The organism is Marinobacter sp. 1-3A (assembly GCF_016597775.1).
Classification (GTDB): domain Bacteria; phylum Pseudomonadota; class Gammaproteobacteria; order Pseudomonadales; family Oleiphilaceae; genus Marinobacter; species Marinobacter xiaoshiensis.
This window is the reverse complement of record NZ_VCGZ01000009.1, coordinates 112,821-133,756: the sequence shown is the minus strand read 5'-3', so window position 1 is coordinate 133,756 and position 20,936 is coordinate 112,821. Positions and strand designations below refer to the sequence as shown.

The following is a 20,936-nucleotide window of genomic DNA, read 5'->3' as shown; positions in this document are numbered from 1 at the left end:
GTCGTTCGGAAAGGGTAACTCCCTTTCGTTAACAGGATCCTGACTGCTCTGGCTGGAGCTGGCAATAGTGGGTTATCCCGGAGTGGATTCCACATGCCAAAGCCACTGCAGAAGTGTACACGCTTGTTCTGTTAATCCATTAGTGAGGAACGGCATGAAAAGACAGAAAAGAGATATGTACGCTCGTGCATTCAAGCGGGGTTACCTCGCTGGCGTGTCCGGAAAGTCCAAAGACAGCTGTCCGCTCGACCAGGCAGAAGTCCGCCAGGAATGGTTGAATGGGTGGCGAGAAGGCCGCACAGATCAATGGGATGGCATGACTGGCGTCTCTGGTATCCACAAAATGGCAAACGTCACCACCGCGTGATATTTGCTAAACCCCGACTTCTTAATCTGATCTTTTGTCACACAATTTGACGCAGTATTCAGCACAACCAATACGGGGCCTCCCGCCCCGTCTCATGCGCTGATGAGCGCAACGGGGTTAACTCCCCGTGAGGGCCCGCATTGCGGGCCCTTCCTTGTTTTCCGCCTGTCGTTTCTACACCCGCCTATCTATTTGAGCTTTCGAATCGCCTCAACAGCCTCTCCGATCAGATCAGGCCCCCGGTAGATAAAGCCGGTGTATAACTGAACCAGTTTAGCGCCCGCACGGATCTTTTCAGCTGCACTCTCACCATCTGTAATACCACCCACACCAATAATGGGTAAGTCATCACCAAGCTCTGCATACAGCCCCTTGATAACTCTTAAAGATGCCTCTCTGACCGGAGCACCACTAAGACCACCGGCTTCGGCCCCATAGACATGACCTGCCACTGCGTCGCGACTTATGGTGGTATTTGTAGCAATAACACCGTCCAGCCCGGCTTCTTTCAGAGCGGAGGCCACAAACCTTATGCCTGCATCATCCATGTCCGGAGCAATTTTAACGGCAATTGGCACGTAACGGCCGAGCTGGCTCTGACACTTTAGCTGCTCATCCTTAATAGCATGAAGCAGACCTTTCAGTGAATCACCAAATTGAAGATCCCGTAAACCCGGCGTGTTCGGTGATGATACGTTTACCGTGATGTAGTCTGCCCGGTTATAAACTGCTGCTATGCCCTTCCGATAATCCGACTCGGATTCGTCATTTGGCGTATCTTTGTTTTTACCAACATTAATCCCGAGAATGCCCCGATAGCTGCGCCTGTCTATTCGCTCCAGCATGTGGGCCAGACCTTCGTTATTGAAACCCATGCGGTTAATAATGGCCTGGTGCTCTGGCAGGCGGAACATACGGGGTTTCGGGTTACCCGGTTGTGCCAGTGGCGTAACAGTTCCAACTTCAATAAAGCCAAACCCCAGGGCGCCCAGAGAGTCCAGATGATCTGCGTTTTTGTCCAGCCCTGCTGCAAGCCCCACCGGGTTGGGGAAATCAAGCCCCATCACATTGACTGGCAGCGCCTCTGTTTTCGGTGCAAAAGCACCCAGCAGGTGCAGGCGATGCGCCAGATCCAGGCCATTTAATGCAACAGCATGAGCCTGTTCGGGTGGTAACCGGAAAAGCAGGTTGCGGATAACGCCGTACATCTGAAAGCTCCTCAATAAAACGTGCTCGCGAGTATACCGGAAGTTTTCCACAGCGGCCCGGTAACATAAAACAACAGTGCTAAACATCTGTATACTTAGGCTCTTGGGAGCTTTTCCACGGAATCTGTGGATAACCCTGTTGAAAATTGCGGAGCATCCTTGCCTACCCCTTGCAACCTGCGCCCATCTACAGATTGATCATTTTTTAACCAGTTTATTTTTCTTTTATTTTCAACATGTTATTTAATTTTCACTTAAAATAGAAAAGATTCTGAACAAACTGTCATTCAAAGGCACTACTGCTATGATGTGTATAAATCAAGCAGGAATGCAGAAATTTTCGGAGTTTTTTTCAATGCAACAGCCCGTTTCACCAGCCCAACGCAACCGCGACAACCTGGCGGTTGAAGTGAAAGCAGCTTCCCGGGTTACGATTATAGGAATGATCCTTGATGCCTTCCTTGGAATCATCAAGGTCATCGGCGGTACCCTTTTTCATTCCCAAGCTCTTCTGGTTGACGGCATTCACTCGTTTACGGATGTAGCATCCGACGTTGTTGTGCTGGGCGTAATGAAAGTCTCCCGCCAGGAACCCGATGACTGTCACCCTTACGGCCATCAGCGCATAGAGACCTTTGGCACCCTGGTACTCGGCAGCATCCTGATTGCAGTGGGTGCAGCCCTTGCCTGGGAAAACACCCTCAGGCTGATTGAAGGCGATGTTGACCACATTCCCGAATGGCCGGTGCTGGTCGCCGCAGCTATTTCTGTAGTGGGAAAGGAGTGGATTTTCCGCTACACCAAGCATGTCGGCCTGGCCATCCGCTCGGATTTGATTATCGCCAATGCCTGGCACAGCCGCACCGACGCCCTTTCTTCCCTGGTGGTTCTGGCTTCAACCGCCGGTGCCATGCTTGGATTTGTATGGCTAGATATGCTCGCGGCCGTGGCAATTGCGGTAATCATTATTCACATTGGCTGGAAGTTTACCTGGGACAGCGTTCAGGAGCTTGTAGACACAGGATTATCGCCCGACGATACCGAAATGCTGAAAACCATAGCGCGGGAGACTGACGGCGTTCTGAACGTACATGAACTTCGCAGTCGACGCATGGGGCAGGATATTCTTCTGGATATTCACTTGGTGGTGCGCCCTGAAATCAGCGTGTCCGAAGGCCATCAGATAGGCATGCAAGTGGTCGCCGGAATGCGCAACGCTCTGGATAACATTCTCGACATCAACTTTCATATTGATGCCGAGAACGACGAAGATCATGAGTTTGCAACCACAGAACAACTGCCCTCCCGTGCAGAAGTGGCAAGCATCATTGCGGAACACCTTGGGGAAATCCCACAGCGTAGTCGGCTAAGACTTCATTACCTGAGAAACAAGCTGCATATGGAGATTTTTCTGGATGAGCAGGACCCGGAGGCGGTCTTCACACCTGAAAACGTCCGGCAGCATCTGGAAGCTTATCCCTGGTTTGGCAGTGTAAGAATCTGGGTGGCCGGCCTGTAAACGGGCCACCCGGCATCCTTCACTTTAAAGGCCATTAACGGCGGCGATTCTCTTCCATTCGGGAAAGGAATTCCTGCATGATCAGCGTGTAAAGTTCGCCGCCGAGAAACAGGTCTTCAACACCCGCATCAATACTCGGGTTATCGTTAACTTCAATAACGGCAACCCGGTTTCCAGACTGTTTGATATCCACACCGTAGAGCCCGTTACCGATCAGTCGGGTGGAGTTCAACGCCGCCTGAATAACATTTCTCGGCACTTCATAGGTGGGCATGGTTTCAAACCCGCCGCTCTCACTTGCTGATTCGCCATGTTGATAGATCTGCCAGTGACCTTTCACCATCATGTATTTACATGCATAGATAGCCCGCCCGCCCAGTACGCCGATACGCCAGTCGTAATCTGTGTACAGGTACTCTTGCGCCAACACCAACGCTGACTGACGGAACAAGTCTTTCAACCCTGCCCTTAGGGATGCCTCATCTTCGGCCTTGGTCACCCCCCTGGAGAACGCGCCATCCGGTATTTTGATAACGGCCGGAAAGCCCAACTCCTTAACCACCTGCTCCACTGCATCTTTCTGATCTTTTGAGAGAATCAGAGTTTTCGGTGTAGGTATTTTATTGTTCTTCAGCAAATCAGCCAGAAAAACTTTGTTGGTACATTTCAGGATCGATGCGGGATCGTCAATCACTACCAAGCCTTCCGCTTCTGCCTTACGGGCAAAGCGATAGGTGTGGTGATCTATGGCAGTGGTTTCACGGATGAACAGGCCATCGTACTCAGGCAAGCGCATATAATCCCGACGCGTAATCAGCTCCACATTAATACCCAGCTTGCGCCCGGCTTTTTCAAAGCGTTTCAGCGCCACCGCATCACTGGGCGGCATTTCTTCGTCCGGATTCACCAGAATCGCCAGGTCAAAGCGATAGCGGCGGCGGGTTCTGGGCTTTCGCCAAACCATGCTGCTGAAGCGATCGAATGCAGTGGCAAAAACATCCTGATCAGCCTCATTAAGATCTGCAGGGGCGGCGGGCTTCATGGATTCTATCTGCCATGTTTTCCTGCGCCGGAACACAATCTCAAGGATTGGACAAGGAAACCGCTCAAACAAGGCCCGCGCCACCGGCTTGAGATCCGGATGTTCGGTTTGCCCGAAGTAGGTGCGAATCCGGACCTCATGGGTAGCGTTACGTTCGTCGCTGGCCGGGTCAATGGCTGAGCCAGCAGCTTCCAGCCAATTGACGACACTGGCATCAAGTTCTTCCAACTCAAGAGAGAACAACCCCTTTCGGCTCAGATCGTTCAACGTCATCACTGACGGAACCACATGGTGTCCACGGGCTTCAGCCAGCAGAGAACAGTAGTAACCACGGCTCAGGTATTTTGCGCTTTGGCACAGGTTTATTACACGCACGCGGCTATTCGCCGGCGCAGAAAACTGCAGGTACTGATCAAACGTCAGTACATCCTCACTGGGGTAATATGGAGCCCAGTCCTTGGTGCGGTCTACAACGATAAGCAAACGAGACATTAAAGGCGCTCCTCCCCGGAGATAATTGCCTGGAAAACAAGTCGCAACAATACGCCGCCAGTGGCGCTGGAACAATCCACGGATAATGAGTGCTTTTACTCATAATAAGCGTATTTTCCAATTCGTTACTCTCAATCATAATAGCTGCATACGGGAAGCCTACCAGCATGCCCCATGCCTATATTCTCAAGGCCGCTTTATACATGTCCGATTTGCAACTCCGGCAAGCCACAAGTGATGACCTGAATGCACTTTTGCAGCTTGAGCATCGCTGTTTTACGGAAGACAGGTTATCCCGCCGAAGCTTTCGGCGTTTTCTGGACATGCCCCGGGACAGATTGATTGTTGCAGAAACAAAAAATGAGGGCGTGAGCGAGCTTCTGGGCTATTGCCTGGTGCTGATGAGCGCAGCTACCCGAATGGCCCGCATCTATTCTATTGCAGTGCTGCCAGCAGCGCGCGGCCGTGGTGTTGGTGAAAAGCTTGTAAAGGCAGCAGAACGAGAGGCAGCAGAAGCAGGCCGCATTCTCATGCGTCTGGAAGTTCGGGAAGACAACAGCGGCGCCATTGCCCTGTACAAGCGCCTTGGCTATCGGCAGTTTGGTACCTATCGGGACTATTACGAAGATCAGGGCACGGCCCTGCGCTTTGAACGCCGCATCCTGTTTTATGAGCCCACGCAGGAATTCCTGCCCGTACCCTATTATCCGCAAACCACTGACTTTTCCTGTGGCCCGGCCGCATTGATTATGGCCATGGCAGCGCTAGATGAGGAGCAATCACTCACCACCCTGGAAGAACTCAGAATCTGGCGTGAGGCCACCACAATCTTCATGCTGGCCGGCCATGGCGGCTGCGGCCCCCATGGTCTTGCGCTGTCGGCATGGAAACGCGGCTTTGAAGCCAGTATCTGGATCAGTACGGAAGGCCCGCTATTCCGGGACACCGTTCGCAACGATGACAAAAAGCGGGTTCTGGAATTGGTACATGAAGGCTTCCTGCACGATATTGGCCAAACTGATATACAGTTACACCACGATCCGCTGACGCTGGAAGCCATGGAACAGGCCCTGCTAAATGGCCAGATACCAGTCATATTGATCAGTACCTGGCAACTGAACCGCAGCCGCGTGCCCCACTGGGTTACGGTATGCGCCATAGATGACCAGTTTGTGTATTTACACGATCCGGAAATAGACGCAGACGACGGCGAAACCGTGGCAGACAAACAGTATTTACCGGTGGATAAACGGGTATTCAGCCAAATTTCACGCTACGGCAGCGTTCAGCCACTTCGGGCCGCCGTTATTGTTGGCCCCAAGCGCTGATATTATCTGAGAACCGGTTTAACCGGTTCTCAGAGCTGCCTCTTTAAGGCCGGATATTTCATCCCGCAAGCGGGCGGCAGCCTCAAAATCGAGTTCGGCAGCAGCTTTGTACATCTCGTCCTCAAGGCGTGTCACCTCCTTGAGCAAATCCTGTGGCGAACGGCTGCCAACACGGGTTCGATACTGTTCAGCCTCTTCAGCCGCCATATCACCGGGCCGGCTGGATTTACGCCGGCCACGACCTCCGCCGCCGGCACCCTCCATGATGTCCGCAACCTTCTTGTTAAGACCCTGAGGTGTGATGCCGTGGGCCTCGTTATGCTCTTGCTGTTTGGCACGCCGGCGATCCGTTTCATCAATAGCACGCTGCATGGAACCGGTAATGCGGTCGCCGTACAAAATGGCTTTACCATTGAGGTTTCTGGCGGCCCGGCCGATGGTCTGGATCAATGCTCGCTCAGAGCGCAGAAAGCCTTCTTTATCGGCATCCAGAATGGTCACCAGCGATACTTCCGGCATATCCAGCCCTTCACGCAGAAGGTTGATGCCCACTAGCACATCAAACTCACCCCGGCGCAGGTCACGAATAATTTCTACGCGCTCCACCGTGTCTATGTCCGAGTGCAGATAACGCACACGAATATCGTGCTCCATCAGGAAGTCCGTCAGATCTTCTGCCATACGTTTGGTCAGCGTGGTGACCAGAACCCGCTCGTCTACCTTTACCCGGGAGTGTATTTCAGAAAGCAGGTCGTCCACTTGTGTTGATGCCGGGCGAACTTCTATCACCGGATCCAACAAGCCAGTAGGCCTCACAACCTGCTCTACCACCTGCCCCGCATGTTCGGCTTCATAATTGCCGGGTGTGGCTGACACAAAGATCATCTGGGGCGCGATGCGCTCCCATTCGTCAAACCGCATGGGCCGGTTATCTAACGCAGACGGCAAGCGGAACCCATACTCCACCAGGGTTTCTTTCCGGGAGCGGTCGCCTTTGTACATGGCACCGATTTGCGGAATGGTCACGTGGGATTCATCAACAACCAGCAGCGCATTCGGCGGCAGGTAATCAAACAGTGTTGGAGGGGCTTCGCCGGGCTCCCTGCCTGAAAGGTAGCGAGAGTAGTTCTCGATGCCGTTGCAATAGCCCAGCTCGTTCATCATCTCCATATCGTAGCGGGTTCGCTCTTCAAGCCGCTGGGCTTCCACAAGGCGGTTGTTGTCCCGGAGCTGCTGCAGGCGCTCGTCCAGCTCCACCTTGATTCGCTCCGCGGCATCCAGAATCGTCTGCCGCGGTGTGACATAGTGCGACTTGGGATAAATCGTAACCCTGGGAACCCGTCGGAGCACTTCGCCGGTAAGCGGGTCGAAATAACTGAGGTTTTCCACCTCTTCATCAAACAACTCGATGCGCACAGCTTCCTTTTCCGATTCCGCCGGAAACACATCGATAACATCACCCCGCACCCGGTAATTGGCCCGATGGAATTCGATGTCGTTGCGGGTGTACTGCAACTCAGCCAGCCGGCGCAGAATATGCCGCTGGTCTATCTTGTCGCCCCTATCCAGATGCAACATCATTTTCAGGTAGGACTTGGGATCACCCAAACCATAGATTGCAGATACCGTTGCCACGATAATCGCATCCGGACGCTCAAGCAGTGCTTTTGTGGCGGACAACCGCATCTGCTCGATGTGCTCGTTAATAGAGGCATCTTTCTCAATAAATGTATCAGATGACGGAACGTAGGCCTCTGGCTGGTAATAATCGTAGTAAGACACGAAATATTCCACGGCGTTATCGGGGAAAAATTCGCGAAATTCGCCGTAGAGCTGCGCAGCCAGGGTTTTGTTATGAGCCATGACAATGGTCGGACGTTGTACCGATTCAATCACCTTGGCTACGGTAAACGTCTTGCCCGAGCCGGTAACGCCCAACAATGTCTGGCTTGCCAATCCCGAATGAATGCCGTCAATCAGGCCTTCTATAGCCTTTGGCTGGTCGCCTGCGGGCTCAAATGGCGAGTCAACAATGAAGACGCCTTCTTTACCTGAATTGCTGGAATCATTACTGCCCATAATCGGCACACAACCTCCACTCATACAAACTACGAATCCCAGCCATATCTTACGGTTGCAAGACTTGGCCCAAGAGAGAAATTTATTGTTACGCCAGCTTCATGGTACCATCAACGCGATCGACGGCTGGGCGAAAATCAGCCGCCATAAGGCAAGGATTCAGACACCCCGCCGGTCACGGACCTATCAGATGCAGCTTTAAGGAGCGCAAGTTTGGACCTTCAACTTTCCAGCCGAGTACAGGCAATCAAGCCATCCCCCACCCTCGCGGTCACCAACAAAGCTGCCGAATTGCGCGCAGCGGGCCAGGATATCATCGGCCTTGGTGCAGGCGAGCCGGATTTCGATACCCCGGAGCACATCAAGCAGGCAGCCATTGAGGCCATCAAAAGTGGCCAGACAAAGTACACAGCTGTTGATGGTACGCCAGCCTTAAAGAAAGCAATCATTGCGAAATTCAAACGGGACAACGGCCTGGAATACGAAGCCAACCAGATACTCGTATCAAGTGGTGGCAAACAGAGCTTTTTCAACCTTGCCCTGGCGACTCTGAATGCTGGCGACGAGGCCATTATTCCCGCGCCTTACTGGGTATCCTACCCGGATATGGTTCTGGTTGCTGAAGGCAAGCCGGTTATCATCGAAACCGGAGCAGACACCCGATTCAAGATCACTGCGGAACAACTGGAAGGTGCCATCACCGAGCGTACACGCTTATTCGTGATCAACAGCCCTTCCAACCCCAGTGGCATGGCTTACACCATGGAAGAGCTGAAGGCCATTGCCGAGGTGCTGAAAAAGCACCCGAACATCATGATCGCTACTGATGATATGTACGAGCCTATCCTCTGGACGGGTCAGCCATTTTGCAACATTCTCAATGCTTGCCCCGAGCTTTACGATCGCACCTTTGTTCTCAACGGTGTATCCAAGGCTTATTCCATGACGGGCTGGCGTATCGGTTATGCTGCAGGCCCCGCTAAAATCATTGGGGCAATGAAGAAAATTCAGTCTCAAAGCACCTCAAACCCTTGCTCCATTTCCCAGGCCGCAGCACAGGCCGCTCTGGATGGCCCGCAAGAATGCGTGGGTGAGATGGTCAAGGCGTTCGAAAAGCGTCATGACTGGCTGGTAGCTGCTTTGAACAAGTTGCCGGGTGTTGAATGCCTGAAAGGCGACGGCACCTTCTACGTGTTCCCAAGCTTCCAGGCAGCAATTGATGCCACCGAAGGTGTCAGCAACGATGTGGAGTTCGCAGAGAAGCTGCTGAGCGAAGCGGGTGTTGCGCTGGTTCCGGGCTCTGCATTTGGTTGCCCTGGCCACATGCGCCTGAGTTTTGCGACGAGCATGGATAATCTGGAAAAGGCCATTGAGCGGTTGCAGAAGGCTTTGGGCTAAAAACTTCGGTAAGGGGTTGACGAGGCCGTGGCGTAATCTTAATATACGCGCCTCGTCACATGACGACGTTCCCCGATAGCTCAGTTGGTAGAGCAACGGACTGTTAATCCGTTTGTCGCTGGTTCGAGCCCAGCTCGGGGAGCCACTATTTGAAAACCCGCTAATTCTATGAGTTAGCGGGTTTTTTCTTATTATCGCTTGGCGCTTCGTTCCGAGCCAAGCTGCCCTGCCGCACAGCAAAGCCCGCTACCTAGAATAACCCCAAACCGCGATCAATATGCTCAGTACGCAAACGGGGAATGCCGTGCAGCGCCTGTTCCAGATTTACAACTGTTGCACCGTTAGGAATATTGAAGAACGCACCCTGGGTTGTGCGAATAAAATCCTGGGGAGTAATGTTTCCCTTCTTCACATCTTTAAGCCACTCCAGATCCTTTGTCTGGAAAGACATGAATACACCATCCACCGGCCCCGTTAAACGGGGTTCTCCACCCACCTCACTAATCTCACCTATAGGAAAGCTGTTGTAGCTATCAAGCCTGAAACAGACGCCGATACCTAGCGCCTTACAATCCTGAACAGTAACCTCAACATCGCCTTTTCCACAGAACAAGCCGCAGCCCGGGTTCACAAAATCAATAGTGGAGCTCGCCGTACCACCTACAAGCCTCAGAAGTCCGCGAGTGATACCTGCCACATCCTTGATAACAATCTTTTCCCCATCCGGAATACCTGCATACTCAGCTCGCAGCGGGTCCAGCGAACCAATATCCGGACCTTCACCATGAACAAGCTGGGCTTTCGCGTACAGAGGGTCACCACTTGTCAGGTAAGGGGCGAGCGCAACGATAAGGGAGTCACCGAAACTGCCATCGGATTCCGCATTTTTGAGCCCCTCACCGCGATCCAGAATCTCAATGTTCACGTTACCCGTCAGGCTCTTAATCGATCCTGAAAGCACACCCATCGCATCACCAAAACCAATTCTAAAACCCAAAATTTCGCGGGTAACCTCATCCTGGGCGAGCTCGAAAAACGGGTCACTGATAGTAAAAGGAACAATTTCACCCTGCGCATAGGCGCTTCCATCAGCCTTTCGTTGCCTGGGCATAGCAGGGTTTGCACTGTAATACGCTTGATTGTTGATATACCCAAGCGCAAAGTCCTCAATATAGACATCCGAAGACCCCGGCTTTTCACCAGCTCGCTCATAACGCCCCAACTCAAGCACATCAACGTTGGTCTGGACCTCTATATCCATTCCAAGGTTCACGCGCGTATAGGCGGTGGAGTCGTTTGCATCCGGATGGTACTGCCGATCAACGGATACGAATGCCTGCCCCGTGACTTCTGAAAGCGCCTCGTCAGAAATTGGACTTAACTCTGAATGGGCAACCATGGGAAACACTGACAGAACAGCCATTGAAAAAAATCTGGTCATTTTGGAATCCCACTGCGGCCGCTTTGTTATTTTTGACGGCTCATCAAAGGGTGAGTGGTGCTCGCGCTGCGCCGAACTAATTCACTTCGGCGCCGTTAGTTTTTGCTTTTTGTTAATTCTTACAATTGACTCTATCAGCAGATCCAAGCAGGAAGTGTGACACTTGTCATAAATCAAAAAAAAACCCCGACTAATATCGGGGTTAAGGGGTTGACCAGTGCTGACCCAATATGATTGGCCTAAAATGAATGACTTTTACTCAGATCGAATAACCACCAGAGTTACAACAGGTTAGACGGGTCAGATTCCGGCCACATCTGCGTAAATCGCCTCTAGTGCAGCAAATGGCTCGGCAGCCTGCGTAATTGGCCGGCCTATAACGAGATAATCAGAACCAGCCGCCAGGGCATCCCGGGGAGTCATGATGCGCTGCTGATCGCCCTTATCGGCGGTTAAGGGCCGAATACCCGGGGTAATCAACTTGAAGTCGATACCCTGCTCTGCTTTCAACTTGCTTGCTTCCTGCGCAGAACAGACAACACCATCAAGACCACAGTTACGGGTCAGGGTTGCCAGGCGGGAAACCTGGATTTCGGGAGAACTGCTTATCCCGATACCGGCAAGATCATCAGCGCCCATACTGGTAAGAACCGTTACAGCGATCAGCAGCGGCTTATCCTTACCAAACGACTCCAGACGTTCGCGGCAAGCCAACATCATTTTCTCACCACCAGACGCATGCACATTTACCATCCACACGCCAAGATCTGCAGCAGCAGCGACAGCTGACGAGGCCGTGTTAGGGATATCGTGGAATTTCAGATCCAGAAACACATCAAAACCGCGCTTCTGCAAGCTTTCAACCAGCTGAGGGCCGGAGCGCGTAAAAAGTTCTTTGCCAACCTTTAACCGGCACTTTGCCGGATCCAGCCTATCTGCCAGCTCCAGCGCCGGGTTTGCAGAGGGGAAGTCCAGAGCAACGATGATATTGGGGTCGTTCGAAGTTTGCACGTTGGTATGTCCTGCGGGGTTTTGATAAAGAATGAAGGTAGATGTTAAAAACTGAAAACAGGGAACAAAGCTACTCAGCCTCAACGCCCTGTATGGGACGAACTGTCTCCCATTGTTTACAGCTGGGGCACAGCCAGTGCAGCTGCTGCCCCGAGAAGCCGCAGCTTACACAACGGTAAACCGGCCTGTTGGCAAGAATCATGAGACCGATACGACTAACGAGGCGCCCTTCGTCAGTGGTCATACCCTTTTCATAGCCTGCCATCTCAACAAGCCGTAACAGACCTCTCATGCTCGGGCGTATTTCCAGTTCCATGCGCAGCAGCTCGATTGCGGCAGGGCGGCCTGCAACTCGCTCTACCGACTCTACCAGAGCCAATAGCAAGCTGGTACTCGGGTAGGCCTCGTATAATTTACGTAATTTTTTGACCAGCCTGCCAATATCTCCATGCTCGTGTTCAAGTTTCATAAGGCGATCAATGGCTTCTGGCCCAAAATCCGGGTTTTGATCAAAGACTTTCAACCCCTGATTCCCCGCATCTCGATAGCTGCCCTGCCGGATCAGAATCTTCATCAAAATCAATGTAGCGCGAACACAGGAGCGGTCGTAATCCAGCGCCTCTTTGGCAAGCTTCTGAGCGCCCCAGCGGTCATCCTTCACAAGGGCCTTTTCCGCCAACTCACAGGTAAGATAAGCAAGGTCCTTGAACATCCCGGGATCTGCATCATTTTTGGTCAGGGCTCGAGCTACATCTGCAGCCTTGCCCCACTCCCGCTCTTGCTGATAAAGCTCGATGAGTTGCTGTGCAGCTTTTCGGCCGTACTCCCGATCTCCCATCAACTGCTGCAATAGCGCTTCAGCTCGGTCCAACAAGCCGGCATTCAGGAAATCCATTGCAAGCTCAAGCGTTACCTGGGGGGAGAACCGGGGGTGCAGTTCAGGCCTTGCGAGCAAATTCTGGTGCACGAGAATGGCTCGATCCGTTTCGCCTTTGTTGCGAAAGTGCCTGCCAATAGAGAGGTGGAGACTTACGGTATCCTTGTTTACAGCCAACGATTGCACAAAATTATCGACGGCTTGATCTGAATAATTCGTGAATAGAAACTGCAACCGATCTTTGACAGAGTCTTCATCGGCAATCTTTGTTCGGGCCCGGCTACGACCATTACCCAGCCGGCCAACAAACCAGCCAACGGCAACTGCAACAGTCAACAGTAGCCACTGAAACACTATGTCCATTAAATAGCCTGGTCGTTCTGGGCCTTGGATTTTTCCAATGCCTGTTCGGCGCGACCAAGTCGTTTCTGAAGAGTCTTGCGGGAAATCGATGTGCGGAATGTGGCGAGAATGGTGATCAGTATTCCAACCAGCGCACCGATAACAAACGACATGATAATCCAGACGGCGACACCATGGGGCTTGGTCTCAAATACCAGAAAGTTAAGAGCAACCGCCATCTGGTTATTCAGGGAGAACACAAGCGCCAGCAATACCAGGACCAGTACCAACAGAATCAAAAGGATCTTCTGTAATCCTGCCATAGCTTTAGCTCTCCCAAACGCTGATAAGTGTCCGAATTATAGGTGTTTCAATTCAGAGATGAAAAGCCTAAAAACCCTGCTTCAAACTGTCATTCACCTGCTCACGAAGTTCCTTGCCGGGCTTGAAGTGAGGAACATACTTTGCTGGCAACTGCACAGCCTCTCCGGTTTTCGGATTCCGACCGGTACGGGCGGCGCGATGGTGAAGGGAGAAGCTACCAAACCCCCGGATCTCGATTCTTTGTCCGTTAGCAAGCGACTGGGACATATGCTCAATAATTGTTTTTACCGCCAACTCAACATCTTTAACCGAGAGCTGCGTTTGTTTCGAGGCAATTAATTCGACCAGTTCTGACTTCGTCATGAGGCACTTCCCTCTTTTCTTATTTATTCGGCCAATGATTGCCGAATTCCCACTCCCTCAGTTTAGCTAAATCAGAAAAAAACACAAAAAAAACGGGCTCTTAGAGCCCGTTTTTTTCTTACCAACCGGATAATTAGTCCTTGTTGGCGTTCTGCTGCTGCATTTGCTCCTTGATGAGATCACCAATGGTGGTCGCACCGGAGGAAGTTTCTGCAGTTTTGCTGCGCACTGTATCAATAGCCTGCTTGTCGTCTTCAACGTCCTTGGACTTGACAGACAGGTTGATGATGCGGTTCTTGCGGTCGATGCTGATGATCTTGGCTTCGACTTCTTCGCCTTCCTTCAGAGCGTTACGCGCATCTTCAACGCGGTCACGGCTGATTTCGGAAGCTTTCAGAATCGCTTCAACTTCGTCGTTCAGAGCGATAGTAGCTTGCTTGGCATCAATGGCGGAAACAGTGCCCTTGACGATAGAGCCTTTATCGTTCAGCTGAACAAACTCGGCGAACGGATCGCTTTCGAGTTGCTTGATACCCAGGGAAATACGCTCACGCTCGGGATCTACAGACAGGATAACGGTGTCAACATCGTCGCCCTTCTTGTATTCACGAACGGCTTCTTCGCCTGTTTCGTTCCAGCTGATGTCTGACAGGTGAACCAGACCATCGATGCCACCGTCCAGACCGATGAAGATACCGAAGTCAGTGATTGACTTGATCTTACCGGAGATGCGGTCGCCCTTGTTGAAGTTGCCGGAGAAATCTTCCCATGGGTTGGATACGCACTGCTTGATACCCAGGGAGATACGACGACGCTCTTCATCGATGTCCAGAATCATCACGCCCACTTCGTCGCCAACATTAACGACTTTGGATGGGTGGATGTTCTTGTTGGTCCAATCCATTTCAGATACGTGAACCAGACCTTCAACGCCCTCTTCCAGCTCGGCAAAGCAGCCGTAATCGGTCAGGTTGGTTACACGTGCAGTAACCTTGGTACCTTCAGGGTAACGGCCTTTGATATCAACCCAGGGATCTTCACCCAGCTGCTTCAGACCCAGAGATACACGGTTACGCTCACGATCGAACTTCAGTACTTTAACGTTGATCTCGTCACCAACGTTTACGATTTCGCTCGGGTGCTTGATGCGCTTCCAAGCCATATCGGTAATGTGCAACAGGCCGTCAACACCGCCCAGATCTACGAACGCGCCGTAGTCGGTCAGGTTCTTGACGATACCCTGAATTGACAGACCTTCTGTCAGGGTTTCGAGCAGAGCTTCACGCTCGGCGCTGTTTTCAGCTTCCAGAACGGCGCGGCGAGAAACAACCACGTTGTTACGCTTCTGGTCCAGCTTGATAACTTTGAATTCGAGCTCCTTGTTCTCCAGGTGCGCAGTGTCGCGAACCGGACGAACATCTACCAGGGAACCTGGCAGGAACGCACGAATACCAGCCAGATCAACGGTGAAACCACCCTTAACCTTGCCGTTAATAATACCTTTGACGACTTCTTCCGCTTCGAAGGACTTCTCGAGTACCTTCCAGGATTCAGCACGCTTGGCCTTTTCACGGGAAAGACGGGTTTCACCGAAACCATCTTCCACTGCATCCAGTGCTACGTCGACTACGTCGCCAATAGCTACTTCCAACTCGCCTTTTTCATTCAGGAACTGGGAGGCGGGGATAACACCTTCGGACTTCAGCCCGGCGTTAACTGTGACCCAGTCGCTATCAACATCAACTACGGTTCCCTGGACGATGGAACCTGGTTTCATGTCAATTTCTTTTAGGCTTTCTTCAAAAAGATCCGCAAAGCTCTCGCTCATTATGAGTCCTATAGGTTCAATGCAAGTATGCTCCGTGTCGCCAGCAACACGGTCTGTTAATAAATTCCGGAATCAGCCAGCGGCTGGCAGATTACGCTGCTCCCGGTATTTCAACGACAAAAAGGTGTAGTCAGGTCTGACCTGCTGCGGCCATACACCTGTCTAGCACCTCCTGTATACTCAACCCCGTAGAATCAATGACTTGCGCATCGTCTGCGGGCTTGAGAGGGGCTGCGGAACGGTTCATATCCCGTTCATCACGAACCCGTATCTCCTCTAAAAGGGCGTCAATACTAACATCGACACCCGCTGCCTTCAACTGGCCGAAACGCCGGCGTGCGCGCTCCTCTGCGCTGGCCGTCAGGAAAATTTTAACGGTGGCATCCGGGAACACCACTGTGCCCATGTCGCGACCGTCAGCAACCAGCCCGGGGCTTTGCTGAAAATCCCGCTGACGCTGCAAAAGTGCATCCCGAACCGGCTGCATTACAGCAATGCGCGATGCATTATCCCCGCAGGTTTCGGTACGAATTTCCGAGGTAACATCCTCTCCTGCAAGAATCACTTTCGCAGGCTCACCTTCAGGGGTGGGCTCGAAAGCAACGTCCAGCGAAGCCGCTACGCGCACCAGTTGTGCCTCATCATCCAGGGCCACGTTCTGGCGAATGGCAGCAAGCGCGGTCAGCCGATATAGCGCGCCACTGTCGAGCAGATGCCAGCCCAGTTTTTTGGCCAGCATTTGAGTAACTGTGCCCTTACCCGATCCGCCCGGGCCATCCACTGCGATGACTGGTGCCTTGCCTTTCGACATTAATGTGCTCCCTGTTCAGCGCCGCCTTCGGCCCCCTCGGCGGATATCTGGATACCCGTTTCCTTCGCAAGCTCCACAAAGCCCGGGAAGGATGTTGCCACAACCGCGCAGCCGTTAATTTCGATCTCTTCGGTGGCGCGCAACGAGGCCACTGCAAAAGACATAGCAATGCGATGGTCGTCATGGCTGTAAACAGAGCCGCCTTTAATGGTTTGCCCGCCCTCGATAATAATGCCATCTTCCGTAACCGTGGTTTCCACCCCAAGTGTTGCAAGGCCATCAGCCATCACCTGAATGCGATCACTTTCCTTTACCCGAAGTTCCTCAGCGCCGGTCAGAACCGTACGGCCAGTTGCGCAGACAGCCGCAATAAACAACACCGGGAATTCGTCGATGGCCAGGGGCACCTGGTCTACCGGTATATCAATGCCTTTGAGCTCTGCTGAGCGAACGCGCAAATCGGCCACTGGCTCGCCACCAATTTCACGCTCGGCCATAACTTCAATATTGGCACCCATCTGGCGCAGAATATTAATTACCCCTACCCGTGTCGGGTTCATGCCCACATGGCGCAGTAACAGATCAGAATTCGGAGCAATGCTCGCGGCAACCATAAAGAAGGCCGCTGATGAAATATCTGCCGGGACATCAATCACGCCGGCTTTCAGCTTGCCACCACCTTTAACGCTGGCTGTGGGACCTTCACGCTCTACCTTGTAGCCAAAGCCCGCCAGCATACGCTCGGTGTGATCCCGCGTTGGTGCAGGCTCAGTAACAGACGTAGTGCCATCGGCATACAAGCCGGCAAGCAACAGGCAGGATTTAACCTGAGCACTGGCAACCGGCATATCGTAATGAATACCGGTCAACTTCTTATCCTGAGTACCGTGAATTTTTAGAGGCGGGCGACCGCCCTCGGCGGTATCAATAACAGCACCCATGGCTCTTAACGGATCGGCAACACGATTCATGGGCCGTCCGGAAAGACTGGTATCACCCGTCAGTTCGGACGCAAATGGCTGCGCCGCCAACAGTCCCGCAAACAAGCGCATGCCGGTGCCTGAATTGCCGAGGTATATTGGCCCACGAGGCGCCTGCAAGCCGTTCATTCCGACGCCGTGAATGCGCACAAAGCCGTTATCCGGCCCTTCGATGGCAACACCCATGTCACGGAAAGCCTGCAGCGTTGCAAGACTGTCCTCTCCTTCGAGGAAACCTTTTACCTCAGTTATGCCCTCTGCAAGCGCTCCGAGCATAATCGAGCGATGAGAAATGGATTTATCGCCGGGCACCCGAATGTCGCCATTTACTGAGCCGCCGGGCTGAAGACGGAACGTCACCTGATTTTCACTGTTATTTGTCACGTAAGCCTGTCCTGAAAGCATTTTTGAAAAGTGTTCGCGTGCTGCTTTGGCGCGGCCGAACACTCGCAGCAATGTGGCGCCGTCCTGATCCGCTATTGCTGTGCGCAGCTGATCCAGATCCTGGGTAAAGTGGTCAATAACCCGGAGAACGGCATCGCGGTTGGAAAGAAAAATATCGTGCCACATAACCGGATCACTCGCGGCTATGCGGGTAAAATCACGGAACCCGCCTGCAGCATACCGGAAAATATCCATGTTCTCGTCTTCTCCAGCCAGTGTATCCACCAGCGAGAAGGCAATCAGATGGGGCAAGTGGCTCGTCGCCGCCAACACTTCATCGTGATACGCCACAGACATGGTGAGCACAGTGGCACCGCAGGCTTCCCACAAGGCCTGGAGCCTTTCCAGATGAGGGGCGCTGACGTTATCCGGAGGCGTCAGTATTACCTTGTGATTGCTGAACAGATCCGGATTGGCCGCACGAATGCCGCTTCGCTCTGATCCCGCAATCGGGTGCCCGGGAATAACGCGAGGCGAAAACTCACCAAATACCGCCTCTACATCTTTTACAAAGCCAGACTTGGTACTGCCCACATCAGTAAGAATGGCATCTGCTGCAAGGTGTGGGCGTATCTCCTCTAACACCTTGCGGGTCGCCTGCACTGGCACCGCCAGTACGATAAGGTCTGCGCCCTGCACTGCCTCTAAAGTGGTTTCCGCAACCGTGTCAATTACACCCAGCGATTGACCTAACAGAAGATCCTCTTTGCGCTGATCCGCCCCAACCACTTCCCGAGCAAGGTTGTTTTTCCGGATGGCACTCGCCAACGAACCACCTATCAGGCCTAACCCGATTATGGCTACACGCTGAAATAGCGGCTCGCGTACTGGCACCTCAGGCTCCCTGCCCTGCTGCCGCCAACGCTTTTGCGAGGGCGTTGATAAATAGTTCGTTTTGTTCAGGCAACCCCACGGACACCCGAAGATGATTGGGCATGCCGTAGCCTGTTACAGGGCGCACAATAACGCCGTGGCTCAGTAATGCCTGATATACCCCCATAGCTTGCGGCCCCACTTCAACGGCCACAAAATTCCCCGATGAGGGAATATACCGAAGACCCATCTGATCGAAGGCTTCTTGCAACTGCTTCAGGCCAGCGGTGTTGGCAGCGCGGGAGCGCTGCAGATAATCTGTGTCCTCCAGCACCGCGGCGGCGGCCGCAAGAGCAGTGGAGTTTACATTGAAAGGCTGGCGCACGCGGTTGAGGATATCGGCAATCGCCGGTGAGCTGATGCTGTAACCAACGCGCAGAGCAGCAAGGCCCCAGGCTTTGGAAAAGGTACGGCACACGATCAAATTGGGGAAACGGCTTAGTAGCGCAACACCATCCGGGTCTTTCTCTCCGGTCATGTATTCGCAGTAGGCCTCATCAAGGACTACCAGAACATCGCCCGGAATTTTGCCCAAAAATGCTTCAATCGCGTCTGAATCGTGCACGGTACCCGTAGGGTTGTTCGGGTTGGCTACAAATACCAGGCGAGTGCGCTCTGTGACTGCCGAGGCCATGGCATCCAGGTCGTGACCCCAGTCTTTGGCGGGCACCGCAACCGCTTTGGCGCCAACGGCTTGGGTGGCAATTGGGTAAACGGCAAACGCATACTGGGAAAATATAATTTCGGAATCCGTATCTGCAAAACAACGTACGATCACTTCGAGCACGTCATTTGAGCCATTTCCAAGCGTGATCTGGTCCGAGTTCACACCAAGATATGCAGACAACTTTTGCTTCAGCTCAAACCCATTGCCATCGGGATACAGGCAAAGTTCCTTCAGCGCGTTTTCAGCCGCTGAAATCGCTTTTTCACTGGGGCCCAAAGGGTTTTCATTACTGGCAAGCTTGATAATTTCAGCCGGGTCCAGCCCCAGCTCACGGGCCAGCTCACTGATTGGCTTGCCCGGCTGGTAGGGAGACAAAGCCTGAACGCCTTTTACCGCAAGGCTCTGATAATCGATGGCCATATACCTTCCTTAAAACTATCTACTAAAGAACACCGATGGGATAGGAACCCAGGCGCTTGAGCTCGACGGCTTCTTCGTCTACCTCGGCAAGCACTTTGCGAGCCTGCTCATCGCTCATGTGGCCTTCAAAATCGATGTAGAACACATAGGCCCATGTGCCACTTGGTGACGGCCGGGTTTCAATCCGCGTGAGGCTGATACCATGACTGTGAAACGGCTCAAGCAGTTGATACAAAGCGCCCGGCTTGTTTCTCATGGAGACAAGAATGGATGATTTGTCGTGCCCGCTAGCAGGGACATCTTCGCGGCCAATAATCAGGAACCGGGTGGTATTGTCCGGCCGGTCCTCAATGCTGTTCGCCAGTTTTTCCAGGCCATAGAGCTCTGCGGCCATATCGCCAGCAATTGCTGCTGTACCCGGCTCTTTGGCTGCACGGCGAGCCGCCTCAGCATTGCTGGAAACGGTTACCCGTTCAATCCCGTAGCGATGGGTATCCAACCACTGGCGACACTGGGCAAAAGACTGCTGATGGGAGTATATGCGGGTAATTTCCTGATCCCGGAATTCCGGCGACACCATCAGATGGTGGTGAATTCTCAACTGCACCTCACCGCAAATTTTCAACGGAGATGTCATGAACATATCAAGGGTGTGGTTGATCATGCCTTCAGTGGAGTTCTCAACTGGCACAACGCCATAATGAGCAGCTCCGGATTCTACCTCGCGGAAAACCGCATCAATCGCCGGCAAAGGCACACTCACTACTGAGTGACCGAAATGCTTGAGCGCTGCAGCTTGGGTAAAAGTGCCGATAGGACCCAAAAAGGCAATATGCATGGGCTTTTCCAGCGCCAGGCAAGCCGACATGATTTCCCGGAATAGTCTCGCCATTTCTTCATCTGGCAATGGGCCGGGGTTGGCCTCCTTGATACGGCGCAGCACCTGGGCTTCACGCTCCGGGCGATAAAAAAACACATCCTCCCCAAGGTTGGCATCCATTTTTACATGGGCCACTTCCTGTGCGCATTTCGCACGAGCACTGATCAACTCCATAATCTGCTGATCAAGGCTGTCTATTTCTACCCGTAATTCTCCTAAGCGAGTCTGCTCATCACTCATGA

Annotated in this window: 17 protein-coding genes and 1 tRNA gene; 5 read left to right on the top strand and 13 right to left on the bottom strand. The window is 52.8% G+C overall.

Going from position 1 to position 20,936, the window contains the following annotated elements; all coding sequences use genetic code 11:
• Positions 1-154 precede the first annotated feature (154 nt).
• Positions 155-367 (top strand): ribosome modulation factor, encoded by a 213-nt coding sequence (gene rmf, locus FE848_RS14390; protein WP_200204386.1) that lies wholly within the window; start codon positions 155-157, stop codon positions 365-367.
• Between the two features lie 188 nt (positions 368-555).
• Here rmf and FE848_RS14385 read toward each other — a convergent pair whose 3' ends face one another.
• Positions 556-1,575: a quinone-dependent dihydroorotate dehydrogenase gene (locus FE848_RS14385; protein ID WP_200204383.1), complete on the bottom strand. Its 1,020-nt coding sequence runs from the start codon at positions 1,573-1,575 to the stop codon at positions 556-558.
• A 355-nt stretch (positions 1,576-1,930) separates the two neighbouring features.
• Between FE848_RS14385 and FE848_RS14380 the strand changes: the two genes are divergently transcribed.
• Positions 1,931-3,094 carry a cation diffusion facilitator family transporter gene (locus FE848_RS14380; protein WP_200204381.1) on the top strand — a complete coding sequence of 388 codons (1,164 nt, stop codon included), beginning with the start codon at positions 1,931-1,933 and terminating at the stop codon, positions 3,092-3,094.
• A gap of 34 nt (positions 3,095-3,128) precedes the next feature.
• Here FE848_RS14380 and FE848_RS14375 read toward each other — a convergent pair whose 3' ends face one another.
• On the bottom strand, positions 3,129-4,628 hold the full coding sequence (locus FE848_RS14375) for a RimK family protein (protein ID WP_200204378.1): 1,500 nt from the start codon (positions 4,626-4,628) through the stop codon (positions 3,129-3,131).
• 203 nt (positions 4,629-4,831) lie between these two features.
• On the opposite strand from FE848_RS14375, the gene FE848_RS14370 reads away from it, so the two are divergent.
• Positions 4,832-5,956, top strand: coding sequence for a GNAT family N-acetyltransferase/peptidase C39 family protein (locus tag FE848_RS14370; RefSeq protein WP_200204554.1), 1,125 nt, complete (start codon positions 4,832-4,834; stop codon positions 5,954-5,956).
• Between the two features lie 18 nt (positions 5,957-5,974).
• On the opposite strand, the gene uvrB is transcribed toward FE848_RS14370, so the two are convergent.
• Positions 5,975-8,035 carry an excinuclease ABC subunit UvrB gene (uvrB, locus tag FE848_RS14365; protein WP_200204550.1) on the bottom strand — a complete coding sequence of 687 codons (2,061 nt, stop codon included), beginning with the start codon at positions 8,033-8,035 and terminating at the stop codon, positions 5,975-5,977.
• A gap of 213 nt (positions 8,036-8,248) precedes the next feature.
• On the opposite strand from uvrB, the gene FE848_RS14360 reads away from it, so the two are divergent.
• Together FE848_RS14360 and FE848_RS14355 are read left to right on the top strand one after the other, a co-directional pair.
• Positions 8,249-9,433, top strand: a complete 1,185-nt coding sequence (locus tag FE848_RS14360; protein WP_200204375.1) for a pyridoxal phosphate-dependent aminotransferase — start codon at positions 8,249-8,251, stop codon at positions 9,431-9,433.
• 69 nt (positions 9,434-9,502) lie between these two features.
• A tRNA-Asn gene (locus FE848_RS14355) sits at positions 9,503-9,578 on the top strand.
• A gap of 105 nt (positions 9,579-9,683) precedes the next feature.
• On the opposite strand, the gene FE848_RS14350 is transcribed toward FE848_RS14355, so the two are convergent.
• The 10 genes from FE848_RS14350 to pheA all read right to left on the bottom strand — a co-directional run bounded on the left by FE848_RS14350 (position 9,684) and on the right by pheA (position 20,934).
• A complete protein-coding gene (locus FE848_RS14350) occupies positions 9,684-10,874 on the bottom strand; it encodes a hypothetical protein (protein WP_200204373.1) in 1,191 nt (396 codons plus the stop codon).
• 300 nt (positions 10,875-11,174) lie between these two features.
• Positions 11,175-11,885 (bottom strand): orotidine-5'-phosphate decarboxylase, encoded by a 711-nt coding sequence (pyrF, locus tag FE848_RS14345; protein WP_200204370.1) that lies wholly within the window; start codon positions 11,883-11,885, stop codon positions 11,175-11,177.
• 70 nt (positions 11,886-11,955) lie between these two features.
• Positions 11,956-13,125, bottom strand: coding sequence for a lipopolysaccharide assembly protein LapB (gene lapB / locus FE848_RS14340; RefSeq protein ID WP_200204368.1), 1,170 nt, complete (start codon positions 13,123-13,125; stop codon positions 11,956-11,958).
• Positions 13,125-13,427: a LapA family protein gene (locus FE848_RS14335; protein ID WP_200204366.1), complete on the bottom strand. Its 303-nt coding sequence runs from the start codon at positions 13,425-13,427 to the stop codon at positions 13,125-13,127. Before FE848_RS14335 ends, lapB begins: the two co-directional genes overlap by 1 nt.
• Before the next feature lie 67 nt (positions 13,428-13,494).
• Complete coding sequence (locus FE848_RS14330) at positions 13,495-13,791, bottom strand: integration host factor subunit beta (RefSeq protein WP_100640373.1); 297 nt, start codon at positions 13,789-13,791, stop codon at positions 13,495-13,497.
• A 133-nt stretch (positions 13,792-13,924) separates the two neighbouring features.
• Positions 13,925-15,619, bottom strand: a complete 1,695-nt coding sequence (rpsA, locus tag FE848_RS14325) for a 30S ribosomal protein S1 (RefSeq protein ID WP_200204364.1) — start codon at positions 15,617-15,619, stop codon at positions 13,925-13,927.
• A gap of 130 nt (positions 15,620-15,749) precedes the next feature.
• Positions 15,750-16,430: a (d)CMP kinase gene (gene cmk / locus FE848_RS14320; RefSeq protein ID WP_200204362.1), complete on the bottom strand. Its 681-nt coding sequence runs from the start codon at positions 16,428-16,430 to the stop codon at positions 15,750-15,752.
• Positions 16,430-18,688: a bifunctional prephenate dehydrogenase/3-phosphoshikimate 1-carboxyvinyltransferase gene (locus FE848_RS14315; protein ID WP_200204360.1), complete on the bottom strand. Its 2,259-nt coding sequence runs from the start codon at positions 18,686-18,688 to the stop codon at positions 16,430-16,432. The genes cmk and FE848_RS14315 overlap by 1 nt, the downstream gene beginning before the upstream one ends.
• Position 18,689: 1 nt before the next feature.
• The gene (gene hisC, locus FE848_RS14310; protein WP_200204358.1) at positions 18,690-19,814 is read right to left on the bottom strand and encodes a histidinol-phosphate transaminase; all 1,125 of its coding nucleotides are present in this window, start codon (positions 19,812-19,814) and stop codon (positions 18,690-18,692) included.
• A 22-nt stretch (positions 19,815-19,836) separates the two neighbouring features.
• The gene (pheA, locus tag FE848_RS14305) at positions 19,837-20,934 is read right to left on the bottom strand and encodes a prephenate dehydratase (protein WP_200204356.1); all 1,098 of its coding nucleotides are present in this window, start codon (positions 20,932-20,934) and stop codon (positions 19,837-19,839) included.
• Positions 20,935-20,936 lie beyond the last annotated feature (2 nt).